Below are 16,902 nucleotides of genomic sequence, written 5' to 3'. Positions count from 1 at the left end.
CGCGGGTGCGGGTCAGGTCGGGCGGGTGCCGAGGTGGCCGGTCCAGCGGGTGAGCAGGTCGTGGTCGATGCCGGCGGCGTCGAGGGCCTTGCCCGCCACGAAGTCGACGAGCTGCTGAGCCTGCGCTTTGGCGCCGATGCCGTAGAAGCCGGGGCTGGCGGGCAGCACCACCGCGCCCGAGTCGATCAGCTCGACCAGGTGCAGCAGGTGGCTGCGGGTGACCGGTGTCTCGCGCGGCACGACCACGACCGGCCGCCGCTCCTTGAGGTTGACCTCGGCGGCCCGCTGGAGCAGGTCCTTGGACAGGCCGAGCGCGATCCCGGCGCAGGCGGCGGTCGAGGCCGGGACGACGATCATGCCCCTGGCCCGGTACGACCCGCTGCTCGGTCCCGCCGCGAGATCCCCCGCGGGCCAGTAGCGCAGGTCCGCGCCGTCCAGCGGGTGGTCCAGCCACAGCGCCAGGTCCTCGCGCCAGTGCGCGTCGCGCAGCGAATGCCCGGTCTCGTCGAGGATGGTCAGCCGCGCCGCCCGGGACACCACGAGGTCGACCGCGTGCCCGCCGGCCAGCAGCGCCCGCAGCACCGCCGCGGCGTACGGGGTCCCGGACGCGCCGGACACCCCCACTATCCAGGGCGTACGGGGTGACTCGGCAGCGGGCATGCCACCGACACTAGCCGCCGCCGTTGACCGGCCGGAGCGGCGCCGCCTAGCCTCGATCATGGCCAATGGAGCGGGGGCGGGATCGGCGAAGTTCCGGGTGGCGGTGCGGATCGTGGTGGACCGCCCGATCGCCCAGGTCTTCGGGTACCTGTCGGACCTGCGGCACGACCCGCAGTGGTGGGGCGGGGTCCGGGCGGCCGCGCGGCTGACCGGGGACGGCGGCGTCGGCACCGTGTACGAGCTGGACACCGTGCTGCTCGGGGTGCGTGACGTGATCCGGCTGGAGGTCGTGGCGCAGCAGCCGCCGGTCACGCAGACGATCACGGTCCGGCAGGGGCGCCTGCCGTACACCGCGCACTACGAGTGGACCGCGCTGGAGCCGGGGCGGACCGCGTTCCGGCTGGTGGCGGAGGTGGCCGCGGTACGGCCGTGGTCGTGGCTCGGGCCGCTGTTCAGCCCGGTGCTGTCGCTGCTGGCCCGGCGCTACTTCCGGCGCGTGCCGGCGGTCATCGAGGCCTCGGTGCCGGGCGGCTAGACCGCGTACTCGCCGATGGGGTCGGTGTGGCGGTGGGCGTACATGCGCTCGTGGAAGCGGACGAAGCGGTCCACGATCGTGCCCGCGCGGCGGTCGCCGGTCCGCTCGTCGAGCTCGCCCAGGCCGTTGGCCAGGCGCGCGCTGTGCTGGGCGTACAGCCCGGCGTAGTAGGTGAGGCTGTCGGCCAGCGCCCGCAGCGCGCCCTCGGCGTCCCCGGCCCGGCGCATGTGCCACAGGGCGAGGTTGCTCTCGGCGTTGTCGATGTCCTTCTGGAGGCGGGTGAAGAGCGGGTCAGGCTCCGGGCTGCTGGAGGTGGTGGCGGTGGCCAGGACGCCGAGCGCGTCCTCGGCGGTGCTCGCCCCGTTCTGGGCGCACGCGACGGCCAGCCGCTGGATCAGCGAGTTCTGCTGGAGCGCGGGCAGGCGCAGCAGCCGGGAGCCGATGTCGTTCTGCAACCGGACCAGCACGGCCGCGTCGGCGTACAGGTCGGCCAGCGTGCCGTCGCCCAGGGCGCGCAGGTAGCCGGGGGCGGGCACGAGCGCCTCGCACAGCACCCCGATGAAGAACGCGAGCGTCGGGGTGACCAGGATGCTGTGCTCGCCGAGCACGGCCAGTTCCAGCCGGGACAGGTGGGTGGCGCGCAGGGTCCGGTCGGCGGCCCGGTACCGGTCGGCCAGCCCCTGCCGGACGATGACGGCGGTGTCGGTCCCGGCGAGGGCGTCGACGAGGTCGCGGCAGCTCTCGATGTTGCCGATGAGCGCCGACCAGACGCCGTATTCGAGCTCGTCCAGCATGGGCGCGGTGCGTCCGGCGCCTGCGACGTGGCGCGCGTACTCCTCGGCCATACCGGCGTGCTTGGCGCGGGCGAGGCTCAGGTCGAAGCCGGAGGCGTGCCGCGCGGCCTCGCGGGCGGGTCCGGCCAGCAGGAGCATCGCGGGCGTACGGTTGCCGGGCGTGATCGCCTGGAGCATGGCCCGGTTGACGGCGGTGACGAGGTCGAGCCGCTCGCGCTGCGGGGCGCCGAGCCGGGGCGAGCCGAGGCCGATCGCGAGGTTGTCCGAGACGACCTCGAACACCTGGTAGCAGTTCATGAGCCCGGCGAAGTGCAGCAGCACCGGCCAGTCGTCCTCCTCGACCAGGCCGGTGAGCAGCCCGGTGGTCATCGTGACGAGCTGGATGACGCCGGAGCTCTGGAGGTATTCGTGGCGGCGGGGGTTGTCGGCGGAGTACGCCCAGGCGGTGAAGTCGCGGTAGGGCCCGGCGGGCATGTGCCGCATGACGGCGTCTTCCAGAGCCGTGCAGGTGGCGGCGAGTAGCTGGGCGGCGCGCCGGTTGGTTGGCATGCGGCGACTCGTATCCTCAGGTCCGGCACGGGCCACGCCGTACGGTGGCCCGTGACAGGCGCCGGGTCAGCGCCGCGTGATGAGGTTACGACCCAGAGGGTTGTCCTGTCCTCCCCCGTCCGGAAAGTACTGTCCGGGTTGGACGGAATGTTTCAGTACGTCGGCCGTCCCGCGGTCGGTCGGACGGTGCCGTTCCCGCTGGGGCCGGTCTGGCCGGGCGGGGCGGCGGGTGGCGGCGGAACGTCTTCGTCCTCGAACTCGCCTTCGCCCTCCAGCAGGGCCCGCACCTCCGACTCGCGGAACCGGCGGTGCCCGCCGGGTGTGCGGATGCTGCCGATGCGTCCGGCCGCTGCCCATCTGGTCACCGTCTTTGGGTCGACCCGGAACAGCGCGGCCACCTCGCCAGGTGTCAACAGGCGATCTCCCGTGTCCACGCCCACCTCCTCGCGTCGACGGAGGTGGTACGGGAAACCCGGGCCATCTCCGCTGGGCCGTACGCCCAATTAGAGCACCATCATCGAATGGTGTCCCCAAAATGGTTGTATGTACCTTTTGGGGGGTTCGCTTACTACGTTGCGAACCTCATTCGTATATTGCCCGAAGATCGGCACCTCCGTGCCCACTCTGGAAGAAACTGCCTCTAAGGTGCTCTGTGTGGACGCCATCGACCGCAACCTACTCGACCTGCTGCGCGGCAACGCCCGCCTCTCGTACGCCGAGCTCGCGCGCCAGGTCGGCCTGTCCGCGCCCGCGGTGCACGACCGCGTCGGCAAGCTGGAGGCGTCGGGGGTGATCCGCGGCTACCACGCCGACGTCGAGCCCAGCTCCATCGACCTCGGCGTCACGGCGCTGATCGGCATCGTGGCCGACTCGGGCGCCGACAGCGACGACCTGCGCGAGGCGCTGGGCGAGTTCCCCGAGCTGGAGTCCTGCTACTTCATGGCGGGCGAGGAGTCGTACCTGGTGAAGGCGCGGGTCGGCACGATCACCGAGCTGGAGCACCTGATCGTGAAGCTCCAGCGCACCCGGGGCGTGGCCCGCACCCGTACCGCCATCGCGCTGTCCACCACGTGGGAAGGCCGTCCCCGCCCGCTCGTCTGAGCCCAGCCTGCGAGGCTGGCTGGTAAGGGGCTGACGCTGCTACGGTCCTCGCATGGAGCAGCTTGACCGGTGTTGCGACGACGCCCGCGCCTGGGTGACCGAGGCGATCACGAAGGTGGCCGCCGACGCCAACCGCAGCGCCGACACCCACCTGCTGCCGTTCCCGCTGCCCGCGGCCTGGGGCATCGACCTGTACCTCAAGGACGAGTCGGTGCACCCCACCGGCTCGCTCAAGCACCGGCTGGCCCGCTCGCTGTTCCTGTACGCCCTCTGCAACGGCTGGATCCGCTCCGGCACCACGATCGTCGAGGCGTCCTCGGGCTCCACGGCGATCTCCGAGGCCTACTTCGCGCGCATGCTGGGGCTCCCGTTCGTGGCGGTGATGCCCGCCTCGACCAGCAAGGAGAAGTGCGAGCTGATCGAGTTCCAGGGCGGCGAGTGCCACCTGGTGGCCGACCCGTCGCAGGTCGTCGTCGAGGCGCGCTGGCTGGCCGAGGACCGCGGCGGGCACTTCATGGACCAGTTCACCTACGCCGAGCGGGCCACCGACTGGCGGGGCAACAACAACATCGCCGAGTCGATCTTCCAGCAGCTGTCCCTGGAGCGGCACCCGATCCCGGCCTGGGTCGTCGTCGGCGCGGGCACCGGCGGCACGTCGGCCACCATCGGCCGGTACGTGCGCTACCAGCGCCACTGCACCAAGGTCTGCGTCGTCGACCCCGAGAACTCCGCGTTCTACCCCGCCTACGAGGCGGGTGACTGGTCCGTGGTCACCGGCAAGGGCTCGCGGATCGAGGGCATCGGCCGCCCGCGGGTGGAGCCGTCGTTCCAGCCCGCGATCGTGGACCGGATGGTGCGGGTGCCCGACGCGGGCTCGCTGGCGGCGATGCGGATCGCCTCCGAGGTGCTGGGCCGCCGGGTCGGCGGCTCGACCGGCACCAACCTGTGGGGCGCGTTCGGGCTGATCGCCGCGATGCTGGCGCGGGGCGAGACCGGCTCGGTGGTGACGCTGCTGTGCGACGGCGGCGAGCGCTACGCCCACACGTACTACGACGACCAGTGGCTGGCCGAGCAGGGCCTGGACCTGACCGCGCCGCTCGACGTCGTCCGCCACTTCCTCGCCACCGGCACCTGGCAGGACTGACCCGCCGCAGGAGACGACAAAGGCGCAGGTCGGGTGACCTGCGCCTTGATCGGTGCTGCTATGCGGGAGTGGTGACCCGCTCAGGCGCCCGGGGCCGAGGCGGCCGGGCGGCGCTCGCCGAACTGGCGCGGGCCGCGGTCGCCGCCGCTGCGGCGGTCCCGGTCGAAGCTGCTGCCGCCGCGGAAACCGCGGTCGTCGCGACCGCCGCGGTCGAAGCCCTGCCCGCCGCCCCGGTTGTCCCGGTCGAAGGGCCGGTCACCACCGCGGTCACTGCGGAACGGCCGGTCACCGCCGCGGTCACTGCGGAAGCCGCCCCGGTCACCACCGCGGTCACCGCCGCGGTCGCTGCGGAAGCCGCCCCGGTCGCCGCCACGGAAGTCGCGGCCGCCGTCGCGGCGCTGACCGCGGGCGAACCGCGGCTCGGGCTCGTCGACCACCGGCGTGCCGGAGGGCTCGCGAGCCCCGGTCAGCTCGACCAGCTTCTCGTCGGTGACGCGCAGCCGGTGCTCGGCGGGCTTGTCGACGCCGGCCTTCTCCATCATGGCCAGGGTGGTGCGGCGCTGCTTGGGCAGCACCAGCGTGGCCACCGCGCCGGACTCGCCGGCGCGGGCGGTGCGGCCGGCCCGGTGCAGGTAGTCCTTGGGGTCCTTCGGCGGGTCCACGTGCACGACCAGCGAGACGCCGTCGACGTGGATGCCGCGCGCGGCGACGTCCGTGGCGACCAGGACGCTCATCCGGCCTTCCTTGAACTCGGCCAGGGTCCGGGTGCGCACCCGCTGGGTCTTGCCGCCGTGCAGGCCGCCCGCGCGCACGCCGACCTCGCGCAGCTGCCCGACGAGTCGGTCCACGCCCATCTGGGTACGCGCGAACATGATCGTCCGACCGGGACGGTTGGCGACCGCAGCGGTGACCTTGAACTTCTCCTGCGGCGCGATCAGCAGCATCAGGTGGTCCATGGTGGACACCGACGCGGCCGGCGGCGCGGTCGAGTGCGTGATCGGGTTGGTCATGAACCGCTTGACCAGCGTGTCCACGTCACCGTCCAGAGTGGCCGAGAACAGCAGGCGCTGGCCCTCGGCGGGGCACTTGGACATCAGCTCGGTGACCTCGGGCAGGAAGCCCATGTCGGCCATCTGGTCGGCCTCGTCCAGCACGGTGATCTCGATGTCGTCCAGGGCGCAGGCGCCCCGCTCGATCAGGTCGCCGAGCCGGCCGGGGGTCGCGACGAGCAGGTCGAGACCGCGCTGCAGGCCGATGATCTGCCGGTCGTACGGCACGCCGCCGACGGCGGTGCTCAGGTACAGCTCCATGGCCTTGGCCAGCGGGCGCAGCGCGTCGGCGACCTGCATCGCCAGCTCGCGGGTGGGCACCATGATCAGAGCCTTGGGGTGGTGCGGGCGGGCCGGCTTGCCCTGCGCGAGGCGGGCCAGCAGCGGGAGTCCGAACGCGAGGGTCTTGCCCGAGCCGGTCTGGCCGCGGCCCAGCACGTCGCGCCCGGCGAGCGCGTCGGGCAGCGTGGCGGCCTGGATCTCGAACGGGCGGGTGATGCCGGCGCGGTCCAGCTCGCGCACCAGCGGGCGCGGCACGCCGAGCTCGGCGAAGCCGGGCAGGGCCGCCGCGGCGGGCTGCTCGTCGGAGGCGCCCGTCAGGCCCTCGGCGTCGACCTTCGGGCCGTCGGAGCCGGCCTTCGAGCCGTCGATGTTGATGTCGAACACGGACGGGAACAGGGCAGGGTCGTGCTGAGTCAAAGCGTGATACCTCTCGGGTGGCGCATCCCCGCGCCGCGCGGCCTAGTGCCGCTGCAAGTCACCCGCAGGAACGCTCGAGGGCGCGGTGAGCGCGCCCAGATCAACCCAATGAGTGTACGGGTTGCGCCAACGGAACCGCCCGGCAATAGCCCGTCGGTGTATCCAGAGTCACGCCGGATGACCGGTTGTTCCCGTTCTGCCGGTGTTCGCCGTCACTGCGGCTCGGTCGAGGGCGGGATGCTCTCGGCGGCCGGGCTCGGTGAGGGCGAAGGGGACGGCGACGGCGACGCCGGGGCCTCCGGCGAAGGGCTGGAACTGGGGCTCGGGCTGGCCGACGGGCTCGGTGAGGTCGACGCGCCGGGGGTCGGGCTGGTGCTGGCCGACGGGCGCGGGCTGGCCGACGCGGACGGCGACGGCGTCGCCGGGGCGGGCAGCGCGTCCACCACGCGGGTCGCGAAGTCGACACTGTAGAGGTTCACCGATGCGATCTTCACCACATCGCCGGTGGTGCGGGCGTGCACCATCTTGCCGTCGCCCAGGTACATGCCGACGTGGTGGATGGTGCGCCAGTCGCTCGGGTCGGTGGCGAAGAACAGCAGGTCGCCGGGGAGCAGCGCGTACTTGCTGACGGTCTTCTGGCGGGTGCCGTAGTACTGGTCGCGGGCGACCCGGTTGAGCGTGATGCCCGCCGACCGGTACGACGCCCAGACCAGGCCGGAGCAGTCGTACGAGTTCGGGCCCTCGTTGCCCCACACGTACGGCTTGCCGCGCTGCGACAGCGCGAACATCACCGCCTGGCGCGCCTTGGCCGCGGCGACGAGCCCGGCGTTGCTCTTGCCGGCGTCGTAGTTGCCGAGGTTCTGCTCCTGGAGCTCGCGCAGCCGGTCCTCTTCGGACTGGAGCTCGGCCAGGCGGCGCTTGAGTTCGAGGAACGCGGCCTCCTTGCGCCCGCACTCCTTGACCAGCGCGGACAGCTCGGAGGTGATCCGCTGCTCGGTGTCGGTGGCCGCGGCCAGCACGCCGAACGCCTGCCGCTCCTCGATCTGGGCGCGGGCCAGGTCGCGCAGCGCCGCCTCGGTGGCGGGCGGGGCGTCGGCGGGGCGGGGCAGCAGTTTGCTCAGCTCGCCCCACTGGGCCAGCGAATCGTCGAGCTCCGGGTGGTGCGCCGAGTGCTGGTAGGCCGAGACCGCGGCCGCCTCGGCGGCCTGCTTCGCCTCGCGCAGCCGGTCGGCCGTGTTGCGCCAGGCGTAGTCGGCGATCGCCTTGGCGACCATCGCGTTGGTGTACTGCTGCTCCAGCTCGCTGCGGCGCGCGTGCAGCACCGACAGCTCCAGGTCGGCCGCGTAGTACTGCGCGGTGAGGGCTTCCTTGGGGGTGGCGGGCAGCGCCACGGGCATGCTGAGGCGCCCGGTGGGCAGCATCGGCGGGGTCTCGTAGGCCGGGTGCTCGCCGCCGTCGGGAACTGCGGTGATCTTCGCGCCGATGGGCGGATCGGCCGCGGCGGGCAACGCCACGCCTCCGGCGATCACCGCGCTCAGCACAGCCGAACCGAGAGCGGTCTGGCCGTGACGTCCGGTCACACGACGGCGGTTCGACATCGCAGGCCCCATCCTCCCCGTTGGTCCCATGAAGTTCCTACCTGAATTCGCCCTCGGTGTCGACCCTGTCCGGTGTCGACCAGGCGTCGGTCAGGTGTCGCGTCGGCGTCGGACCAGGGCACGGTAAGGGGTCCGGACCGGGCGTCGTACGCTGGCTCCCATGGACGTGGGTTTGAAGCGTGAGCTGGAGCAGAAGGTCTATGCCGGAGAGCGCCTGACGCGCGAGGACGGCGAGGCTCTGTACGCGAGTGACGATCTCGCCTGGCTGGGACGCCTGGCCCACCACGTTCGGACGGAGAAGAACGGCGACCGGGTGATGTTCAACGTCAACCGGCACCTGAACCTGACGAACGTCTGCTCGGCGAGCTGCGCATACTGCTCGTTCCAGCGCAAGCCGGGTGAGAAGGACGCCTACACCATGCGGGTGGAGCAGGCCGTCGCCAAGGCGCTGGAGATGAAGGACGAGCAGCTCACCGAGCTGCACATCGTCAACGGTCTGCACCCGACGCTGCCGTGGCGCTACTACCCGCGCGTGCTCAAGGAGCTCAAGCAGGCGCTGCCGAACGTCAAGCTGAAGGCGTTCACCGCGACCGAGGTGCAGTGGTTCGAGAAGATCTCCGGCCTGACCGCCGACGCGATCCTCGACGAGCTGATGGAGGCGGGCCTGGAGTCGCTGACCGGCGGCGGCGCCGAGATCTTCGACTGGGAGGTCCGGCAGCACATCGTCGACCACGCCTGCCACTGGGAGGACTGGTCGCGCATCCACCGGCTGGCGCACAGCAAGGGCCTGCGCACCCCCTCGACGATGCTGTACGGCCACATCGAGGAGCCGCGCCACCGCGTCGACCACGTGCTGCGCCTGCGCGAGCTGCAGGACGAGACCGGCGGCTTCACCGTCTTCATCCCGCTGCGCTACCAGCACGACTTCCACGACAGCGCCGACGGCAAGGTCCGCAACCGGATCCAGGCCCGCACCACGATGGCCTCGCCCGCCGAGTCGCTCAAGACGTTCGCGGTGTCGCGCCTGATGCTGGACAACTTCGACCACGTCAAGTGCTTCTGGGTCATGCACGGCCTGTCGGTGGCGCAGCTGTCGCTGAACTTCGGCGTCGACGACCTGGACGGCTCGGTGGTCGAATACAAGATCACGCACGACGCCGACTCGTACGGCACGCCGAACACCATGCACCGCGACGACCTGCTGCACCTGATCTGGGACGCCGGCTTCCAGCCGGTCGAGCGGGACACCCGCTACCAGGTCGTGCGCGAGTACGGCCGGCCGCAGAGCCTGGCCGAGCGCCGCGCCGAACCGCAGCAGGTCTGGGCCTGAGCGTGGCCGAGTCCGCGGTCCGCGGTCCCCAGCGGGACGAGTCGGGCAAGATCGTCGCGTTGACCGATCTGCTCGCGTACACGGTGGTCGGCGTGCTGCTGTCGGTGGCGGCCATGGCCGTCTTCGACGGGGTCTTCGCCCTGCTCGGGCTGGGCCGCTTCGGCTCGCTCAACGGCTGGCTGGCCGCGGTCTTCCCGGCGATGATCTTCGTCGAGCAGTTCCGGGCGGCCCGCGACTGGTCCGCCCGGCTGCCCACCGCGCTGCTGGCGGCCGTGGTCGGGGTCGGCCTGGGCGTGCTCGCGACGGGCTTCGCGGCCGGGCTGCCCGCGCTGGTCTCCGGTGCCCTCGGCGCGCTGGTCGCGACCGTGGTCTACGCCGTGGTGTGGCACACGGGCCTTGCGTTCGTGAATCGCTGACTTGCCGATACCCTGGTCGGGTGAGTGCTGCTGTCAAGTACACCCTGGCCAGGCTCGGCCTGTTCCTGGCCGTCTTCGCGGCCCTGTGGTTCGTCCCCGTCATAAGCCTGCCCGTCAAGCTGATGATCGCCATCGTGGTGTCGGCGGCCGCGGGCTGGTTCCTGCTGCGCAACCTGCGCGACGACGTGTCCGCCCAGGTCGAGGGCGCGGTGGACCGCCGCCGGGAGCAGAAGGAGCACCTCCGCGCGGCGCTCGCGGGCGACGACGTCCCCGCCGAGGCGGAGCCGGAGAAGTCACACTCGTGACTGCACGTTTGCGGTGCGGGCAGCGGCATGTACTAGCGTGTCGCTGACCGCTCCGCAGCGAAGCCGGTGCGAACCCGGCGCTGTCCCGCAACTGTGATCCCGCCCCGCCAGGGGTGGGCAAGCCAGGTCGCCTGCGACGGTCGCGAACAACGCTCTCGAGGAAGGGCGTCTCGCAGACCGGGCGCCCCTTTTCTCGATCCCAGCCCTGTCGGCGAAGACCTACCTCGACCGACAGGAGGATCACCCGTGTTCCAGCACCGTTTCCGCCGCCGCGCCCTCGGCGCGCTCGCCGCCGCCGGCCTCGTCGCCGCGCTGGCCGCCTGCGCCACCACCGAGGACCCGGCCGCCACTCCCAGCCCGTCCAGCGCCGCCGCCGCATACCCGGTGACGGTCGGTTCGGTCACCCTGCCCGCCCAGCCGGTGAAGATCGTCTCGCTGTCGCCGACCGCGACCGAGATGCTGTACGCCGTCGGCGCGGGCGGCCAGGTCACCGCCGTCGACGACCAGTCGAACTTCCCGGCCGGGGTGCCGAAGACCGACCTGTCGGGCTTCCAGCCCAACGCCGAGGCGATCGCGGCCAAGAGCCCCGACCTGGTCGTGCTCAGCGGCGACGCCAACAACGTGGTGGCCCAGCTGACCGCGCTGAAGATCCCGGTGTTCCTGGCCCCGGCCGCGGTGACGCTGGAGGACTCGTACGCCCAGCTCAAGGACCTGGGCAAGCTGACCGGCCACGCCGACCAGGCCGCCGCCGTGGCGCAGCAGATGAAGGACGACATCGCGAAGCTGGTCAAGGACCTGCCGCAGCGCAGCAAGCCGCTGACCTACTACTACGAGCTCGACCCGACGCTGTACTCGGTGACCTCGAAGACGTTCATCGGCTCCCTGTTCACGCTGGCCGGCCTCACCAACGTCGCCGACGCCGCCGACACCAAGGGCACCGGCTACCCCCAGCTCACGGCGGAATCCCTGGTCAAGTCGAACCCCGACCTGATCTTCCTCGCCGACACCAAGTGCTGCACCCAGAACGCCGACACCGTCAAGGCCCGCGCCGGCTGGTCCACCATCACCGCCGTCACCAAGAACCAGGTGGTGGCCCTCGACGACGACATCGCCTCCCGCTGGGGCCCCCGCATCGTCGACCTCATCCGCGCCATCACCACCGCCACCGCCACCATCCCCGCCGCCTAGGCCGGCCCCGGGCCCCGGCCCCTTTCTCCGCGTCGATCATGAACTTATGGCACGGCTCGACGGCGCGTCCCGGCCATAAGTTCATGATCGACGACAGACTGATTTCGAGGTGAGTGTGCGGACTGCGGGGTTGCGGGCGGGGTGGCTGGCGGCGGGGGTCGGCGCCGTGGTCGTCGCGCTGGTGGCGGGGGTGGCGTTCGGGCCGGTGTCGCTGCCGCCCGGGTCGGTCGCGATCGAGCTGCTCAACCTCATCCCGGGGGTACGGCTGAACTCCGGGCTCAACCCGCGTGAGATCGCGATCATCACCGAGCTGCGGCTGCCGCGCGCGGTGCTCGGGCTGCTCGTCGGGGCGATGCTGGCCCTGGCCGGCGGCTGCTACCAGGGCGTCTTCCGCAACCCGCTGGCCGACCCGTACCTGCTCGGCGTCGCGGCGGGGGCCGGACTCGGCGCCACCATGGCCATCGCGTACGACAACCGCGCCCTGCTCGCCCCCGCCGCCTTCCTCGGCGCGGGCGGGGCCGTGCTGGTCACCTACCTGCTCGGCATGGCCGGGGGCCGGGACCGGTCATCGGCGACGCTGATCCTGGCCGGGGTCGCCGTCTCCAGCTTCCTCGCCGCGATCCAGACGTACCTGCTCCAGCGCAACGTGGACACCATCCGCGAGGTCTACTCCTGGCTGCTCGGGCGGCTGGCCACCGACGGCTGGCAGGAGGTGCGGCTGCTGCTGCCGTACGCCCTGGTCACCGGGGTGGTCGTGCTCGCCCTGCGGCGGGAGCTGGACGTGCTCAGCGTCGGTGACGACGAGGCGGCCGGGCTGGGGCTGCATCCGCAGCGCTCGCGCCTGATCCTGCTGGCCGCGGCGTCGCTGGGCACCGCGGCGGCCGTCGCCGTGTCGGGGCTGATCGGGTTCGTCGGCATCATCGTGCCGCACGTGGTGCGGCTGCTGGCCGGTGGCTCGTACCGGTCGATCCTGCCGCTGTCGCTGCTGTTCGGCGCCGCCTTCCTGACGCTGTGCGACCTGGCCGCGCGCACCCTGATCGCCCCCGGCGAGCTGCCGATCGGCGTGGTCACCGCGTTCTTCGGTGCGCCGTTCTTCGTGCTGGTGCTGCGCACCACCCGGCGGGTGAGCCTGTAGATGCTGGTCCTGGACGGGGTGCGGGTCACCCTCGGCGACACCGAGATCCTGCACGGGGTGGACCTCAGCGTCGCCGCGGGCGAGTGGGTCACCGTGATCGGCCCGAACGGCGCGGGAAAATCCACCCTGCTGCGCGCGCTGAGCGGCACGGTCGCGCACGCGGGTGTGGTGACCATCGACGGTATGAGCACCGCCGCCCTCCCGCGCCGCCGCCGCGCCCAGCTCGTGGCCACCGTCGCGCAGCAGCCCGTGGTGCCGCCCGGCATGCGGGTGCTCGACTACGTGCTGCTCGGCCGCACGCCGTACATCCCGACGCTGGGCCGCGAGTCCGCCCGCGACCTGGCCAAGGTGGAGCAGACGCTGCACCAGCTCGACCTGCACCGGTTCGCCGCGCGCGAGCTGGCCACCCTGTCCGGCGGCGAGCGGCAGCGGGTGTTCCTGGCCCGCGCGCTGGCCCAGGACGCGCCGCTGCTGCTGCTCGACGAGCCCACCTCCGCCCTGGACATCGGGCACCAGCAGGAGGTGCTGGAACTGGTCGACCGGCTGCGCCGCGAGCACGCGCTGACCGTGCTGGCCACCATGCACGACCTGTCCGTGGCCGGGGAGTACGCCGACCGCCTGGTGCTGCTGGCCGACGGCCGCGTCGCCGCCGACGGGCCGCCCGCGCAGGTGCTCACCGAGGAGTTGCTGGGCCGCCACTACCGCGCGAGGGTGCGCGTCATCGCGGGCGAGTACGGCCCGATCGTGGTGCCGGTGCGGCTCAGCTGAGCGCCCGCACCGCCGCCACCGCCCGGTCGACCTCCGCCGGGCTGTTCACGATACTGGTGCCCAGCCGCAGATAGGACGGGTTGTACGGGGTCGCGCTGGCCGCGATGCCGCTGGTGCGCAGCGCGCGTACCGCCGCCTCAGGGGTGGTGCCCGCGAGCTCGCAGCAGACCAGCCCCGCCGACACGCGGGGCGAGCGCGGCGTGATCAGCCGTACTCCCGGCAGCTCGGCCAGGCCCGCCTTGAGCGCGGCCGCCAGCTGCGCGGTGCGCGCCGCGACCCGGTCGCGGCCCAGCGCGTTGTGGAACGCGAACGCCTCGCGCAGCGCCCAGCGGTGCTCGAACGCGTGGTAGCCGCCCGGCGACGGCGGCACCCTTCCCGCCGGACCCGGCCCGAACCCGAGCCAGGCGCCGATGCTGGCGTTGTCGAACGGCGGGATCACCGGCTGGAACCGCTGCCAGGCGGCCTCGCTGCCCCAGACCATGCCGGTGCCGCGCGGCCCGAACAGCCACTTGTGGCAGCCGGAGACCAGGAAGTCGCAGCCCAGCTCGGCCGGGCCCGCGTCGACGGCGCCGAACCCGTGCACCCCGTCGACGCACAGCAGCGCCCGGTCCTGCGGGGCGCGGTCGCGGTTGAGCCCGGCCAGCGCGGTGGCGATCTCCCGGATCGGCAGGCGTACGCCGGTGCTGGAGTGCACCCAGGTCACCGCCACGATCCGGGTCTTCGGGGTGACTCCGGCGACCAGGGCGGCGACGATCTCGTCGATGCCTGCCGCAGCCGGATCCTGGTAGAGGCGCACCCGGCGCACCTTCACCCCGTCGCGCAGGGCGCGCAGCCGCAGCGACTCGTGGGTGGAGTAGAAGTCGTGCTCGGTGGTGAGCACCTCGTCGCCCGGCCGCAGCACCAGGCCGCCGTAGAGCAGGCCGAGGCCCATCGTGGTCGAGTCGGTGAGGTACAGCTCGCCGCTGCCGCCGAGATATCGCGCCGCCTCCTGGGTGATCTGGGCGTCGCGGGCGACCTCGTTGGCGTGCAGGTAGGTCAGCGGGTCGCGGTCCAGCTGGGTGCGGTGGTTCTCGATCGCGGCGCGGACTGCGGCGGGCGGGCTGGCGAAGACGAACGCGTCGAAGTGCGCGACGGCGGGGTCGAGCGCGAAGTGGGCTCGTACGCCGTCCCAGTCCTGCGGGTCCAGCGGCGGCACCCCGCCGCGCTCCGTCGGCTTCGGAGGGTCGTCGTCGCAGGCCGCGACCCCGCCCAACGCCACTGCGCCCGCCGCCGCCGTCGCACCGAGCACCAGCCGCCGGCTGACCGCCGTCTCCCCCGTCCACGCCATGCCCTTCATGGCAGCACGCGCGCCCGCCCACCACCACCCTCCACCCGTCCCATCCCGGTCGGCCCGGGTCACTTCAAGATCGGGCAACTTGCCGGGCAGACGGGCGAATGAGCGCCCAAGATACGCCCGATTGCCCGGCAAGTTGCCCGATCTTGGGTTGGCCCGATCTTGGGCGGGCGCCGATGTTGGGTGGGCGCCGATGTTGGGTTAGCGGAGGGCGGTGGGGAGGGGGTGGGTGTGCAGGACGGTGAGGCTGGTGACGGCGCGGGTGAGGGCGACGTACAGGCGGTGCAGGCCGCGCGGCTCGGCGGCGACGATGGTGGCGGGCTCGACGACGATGACGTGGTCGTACTCCAGGCCCTTGACCAGGGTCGCGGGGACGACGACCAGGCGGCCGTCGCCGTCGAGATCGGACGGGTCGAGGCCCGCCTCGCGGAGCTGGGCCATGACCGCCGGGATGTCGGCGTCGGCGGCGATGACGCCGATGGAGCCTTCGAGGGCCGAAGCGGCGCGGGCCGCCGCGGCGACGTCGGCGGACTCGGTGATCTCCAGAAAGCCGTCGCGGCGCAGTGAGCGGGCGGGGGGCACCTGCACGTCGAGCTCCGGCAGCAGCTTGTTGGCCAGGGCGACGACGGCGGCGGGCACGCGGAAGCCGGTGCTCAGCGCGACCACCCTGCCGTCGGGCCGTCCGAGGTGGGTCAGGGTGTCGCGCCAGTCGCGGGCCGACCACGGGGCGGTGCCCTGGGCTAGGTCGCCGAGGATGGTGAGCGAGCCGTGGGTGCTGCGCCGGGCCAGCGCGCGGGCCTGCATCGGGGACAGGTCCTGCGCCTCGTCGACGACGATGTGGCCGAAGCCGGGCTGCCGGTCGAGCAGCCCCGCGACCTCGTCGATCAGCACGGCGTCGGCGGCGCTGAACTTCGCCTGCTTGACCGTACGCGGCGGGTTCGCCCAGCGCAGCGCCTCCTGCTCGGTGTCGGTGAGGACACCGTCGGCGGCGGCGCGCAGGCGCTCGGGGTCGCCGAGCAGCTCGGCCACGACCTGCGGCGGGGTGACCGCGGGCCAGCAGTGGTCCAGCAGTTCGACGACGGGCTTGCTCTTGCCCATCTTGCGCAGCCAGCTGTCGGCGGGCGACTCGGCGCGGCGGGCTTCGGCCTGCCGCTGGAGCAGGCCCACCACCCGGGCGCGCACCCGTTCCCGGCCGACGGCGTAGCCGGGCTGCTCGCGGCGCACCTCGTCGACGACGCGGCGCAGCACGCCCTCGTCGATCCGCCACTTGTACGACCCGTCGGAGATGCCGATCGGGCCCCGCGGCCGGTCGATCCGGTTCCACAGGGCCCGGTGCAGCACCTGCGCCATGCGCGGGTCGTGCTTGAGGGCGGCGGCCTCGTCGCTGTCGGTGCCCCGGACCGGGGTGTCGAGCAGGTCGGCCATGGTGGCCTGCTCGACCTCGATCTCACCGAGGGCGGGCAGCACCGCCGCGATGTAGTTCAGGAACGACCGGTTCGGCCCGATGATCATCACGCCGGACCGGCGCAGCCGCTCCCGGTGCAGGTAGAGCAGGTACGCCGCACGGTGCAGCCCGACGGCGGTCTTCCCGGTGCCGGGCGCGCCCTGTACGCAGATGGTGTCCTCCAGCCCGGCGCGGACCAGCTCGTCCTGCTCGGGCTGGATGGTGGCGACGATGTCGCGCATCGGCCCGACGCGGGGCCGCTCGATCTCGGCGGTGAGGATGGCGCTGCCGGTGCCGAGCTCCTGGCCCTGGTCGAGGTGCTCGTCCTCGAAGCTGGTCAGCGTGGTCGGCTCGCCGGGCGCGCCCGGCGCCCAGCCGAACCGGCGCCGCACCGCGACGCCCTGCGACTCGCTCGCGCTGGCCTGGTAGAAGCGCTGCGACATGGGTGCGCGCCAGTCGAGCACCAGCGGCTCGCCCGCGGTGTCGGTGACGTGGCGGCGGCCGATGTGCCACACCTCCGGCTCGGCCATGGTCAGCTTGCCGAAGAACAGCGGCGCGGCCGGGTCGTCGGTGAGCTCCTTGATGCGCTGGGCCATCTGCCGCCCGAGCTGCTCGGCGGTGTACGCGTCCCCGGCGACCCGGTCGCCGACGTGGAAGAGCTCCTCGGCGCGGCGGCGCATCGCGGCCAGCGCGGCGCGCGATTCGGCCAGGTGCTCGCGCTCGGTGTCGAGCCCGGCGGGGCCGTTCAGGGCGCGGCGGATCGCGGGGGAGATGTCGGTCTGCATGGAGGTCCTCTGGTCGTGGCGGGAGGTGCGGCCGCCCGGCTCTGCGCCTGAGAGGCGGGCGCTGTCGGC

Annotated in this window: 16 protein-coding genes and 1 riboswitch; of the genes, 9 read left to right on the top strand and 7 right to left on the bottom strand. The window is 72.7% G+C overall.

Going from position 1 to position 16,902, the window contains the following annotated elements:
- Positions 1–12: 12 nt before the first annotated feature.
- On the bottom strand, positions 13–660 hold the full coding sequence (locus tag Cs7R123_RS39320) for a UbiX family flavin prenyltransferase (RefSeq protein WP_212834233.1): 648 nt from the start codon (positions 658–660) through the stop codon (positions 13–15).
- Between the two features lie 58 nt (positions 661–718).
- On the opposite strand from Cs7R123_RS39320, the gene Cs7R123_RS39315 reads away from it, so the two are divergent.
- Positions 719–1,195: an SRPBCC family protein gene (locus Cs7R123_RS39315; protein WP_212834232.1), complete on the top strand. Its 477-nt coding sequence runs from the start codon at positions 719–721 to the stop codon at positions 1,193–1,195.
- Here Cs7R123_RS39315 and Cs7R123_RS39310 read toward each other — a convergent pair.
- On the bottom strand, positions 1,192–2,538 hold the full coding sequence (locus Cs7R123_RS39310) for a hypothetical protein (RefSeq protein ID WP_212834231.1): 1,347 nt from the start codon (positions 2,536–2,538) through the stop codon (positions 1,192–1,194). The genes Cs7R123_RS39315 and Cs7R123_RS39310 overlap by 4 nt on opposite strands.
- A 152-nt stretch (positions 2,539–2,690) precedes the next feature.
- A complete protein-coding gene (locus Cs7R123_RS41035; protein ID WP_308442909.1) occupies positions 2,691–2,972 on the bottom strand; it encodes a BldC family transcriptional regulator in 282 nt (93 codons plus the stop codon).
- A 220-nt stretch (positions 2,973–3,192) separates the two neighbouring features.
- Here Cs7R123_RS41035 and Cs7R123_RS39300 point away from each other — a divergent pair, with 220 nt between their 5' ends.
- On the top strand, positions 3,193–3,639 hold the full coding sequence (locus Cs7R123_RS39300; protein ID WP_212834229.1) for an Lrp/AsnC family transcriptional regulator: 447 nt from the start codon (positions 3,193–3,195) through the stop codon (positions 3,637–3,639).
- A gap of 52 nt (positions 3,640–3,691) precedes the next feature.
- Positions 3,692–4,783, top strand: coding sequence for a PLP-dependent cysteine synthase family protein (locus tag Cs7R123_RS39295; RefSeq protein ID WP_212834227.1), 1,092 nt, complete (start codon positions 3,692–3,694; stop codon positions 4,781–4,783).
- 80 nt (positions 4,784–4,863) lie between these two features.
- Here Cs7R123_RS39295 and Cs7R123_RS39290 read toward each other — a convergent pair whose 3' ends face one another.
- Together Cs7R123_RS39290 and Cs7R123_RS39285 are read right to left on the bottom strand one after the other, a co-directional pair.
- Positions 4,864–6,432: a DEAD/DEAH box helicase gene (locus Cs7R123_RS39290; protein WP_244872525.1), complete on the bottom strand. Its 1,569-nt coding sequence runs from the start codon at positions 6,430–6,432 to the stop codon at positions 4,864–4,866.
- Positions 6,433–6,743: 311 nt separating this feature from the next.
- Entirely contained in the window at positions 6,744–8,111 is a 1,368-nt protein-coding gene (locus tag Cs7R123_RS39285; RefSeq protein WP_212834225.1) for a C40 family peptidase, read from the bottom strand.
- Positions 8,112–8,289: 178 nt separating this feature from the next.
- On the opposite strand from Cs7R123_RS39285, the gene mqnE reads away from it, so the two are divergent.
- From mqnE to Cs7R123_RS39255, 6 genes are all read left to right on the top strand, one after another.
- Positions 8,290–9,459 carry an aminofutalosine synthase MqnE gene (mqnE, locus tag Cs7R123_RS39280; protein ID WP_212834223.1) on the top strand — a complete coding sequence of 390 codons (1,170 nt, stop codon included), beginning with the start codon at positions 8,290–8,292 and terminating at the stop codon, positions 9,457–9,459.
- 2 nt (positions 9,460–9,461) lie between these two features.
- Positions 9,462–9,875: a hypothetical protein gene (locus tag Cs7R123_RS39275; protein ID WP_212834221.1), complete on the top strand. Its 414-nt coding sequence runs from the start codon at positions 9,462–9,464 to the stop codon at positions 9,873–9,875.
- Between the two features lie 20 nt (positions 9,876–9,895).
- Positions 9,896–10,180, top strand: a complete 285-nt coding sequence (locus Cs7R123_RS39270) for a DUF4229 domain-containing protein (RefSeq protein WP_212834220.1) — start codon at positions 9,896–9,898, stop codon at positions 10,178–10,180.
- Positions 10,181–10,330: riboswitch (cobalamin riboswitch) on the top strand.
- A 96-nt stretch (positions 10,331–10,426) separates the two neighbouring features.
- On the top strand, positions 10,427–11,368 hold the full coding sequence (locus tag Cs7R123_RS39265) for an ABC transporter substrate-binding protein (RefSeq protein ID WP_212834219.1): 942 nt from the start codon (positions 10,427–10,429) through the stop codon (positions 11,366–11,368).
- A 109-nt stretch (positions 11,369–11,477) separates the two neighbouring features.
- A complete protein-coding gene (locus Cs7R123_RS39260) occupies positions 11,478–12,503 on the top strand; it encodes an iron ABC transporter permease (protein WP_212834218.1) in 1,026 nt (341 codons plus the stop codon).
- Positions 12,504–13,271, top strand: coding sequence for an ABC transporter ATP-binding protein (locus Cs7R123_RS39255; RefSeq protein WP_212834217.1), 768 nt, complete (start codon positions 12,504–12,506; stop codon positions 13,269–13,271).
- Here Cs7R123_RS39255 and Cs7R123_RS39250 read toward each other — a convergent pair.
- Entirely contained in the window at positions 13,264–14,598 is a 1,335-nt protein-coding gene (locus Cs7R123_RS39250) for an aminotransferase class V-fold PLP-dependent enzyme (protein WP_212834216.1), read from the bottom strand. The two genes, Cs7R123_RS39255 and Cs7R123_RS39250, sit on opposite strands and share 8 nt — an antisense overlap.
- 207 nt (positions 14,599–14,805) lie before the next feature.
- A complete protein-coding gene (locus Cs7R123_RS39245; RefSeq protein ID WP_212834215.1) occupies positions 14,806–16,833 on the bottom strand; it encodes an AAA family ATPase in 2,028 nt (675 codons plus the stop codon).
- Between the last annotated feature and the right edge of the window lie 69 nt (positions 16,834–16,902).

It is taken from the genome of Catellatospora sp. TT07R-123 (genome assembly GCF_018327705.1).
GTDB lineage: Bacteria > Actinomycetota > Actinomycetes > Mycobacteriales > Micromonosporaceae > Catellatospora.
This window is presented reverse-complemented; position numbering and strand designations above follow the sequence as displayed.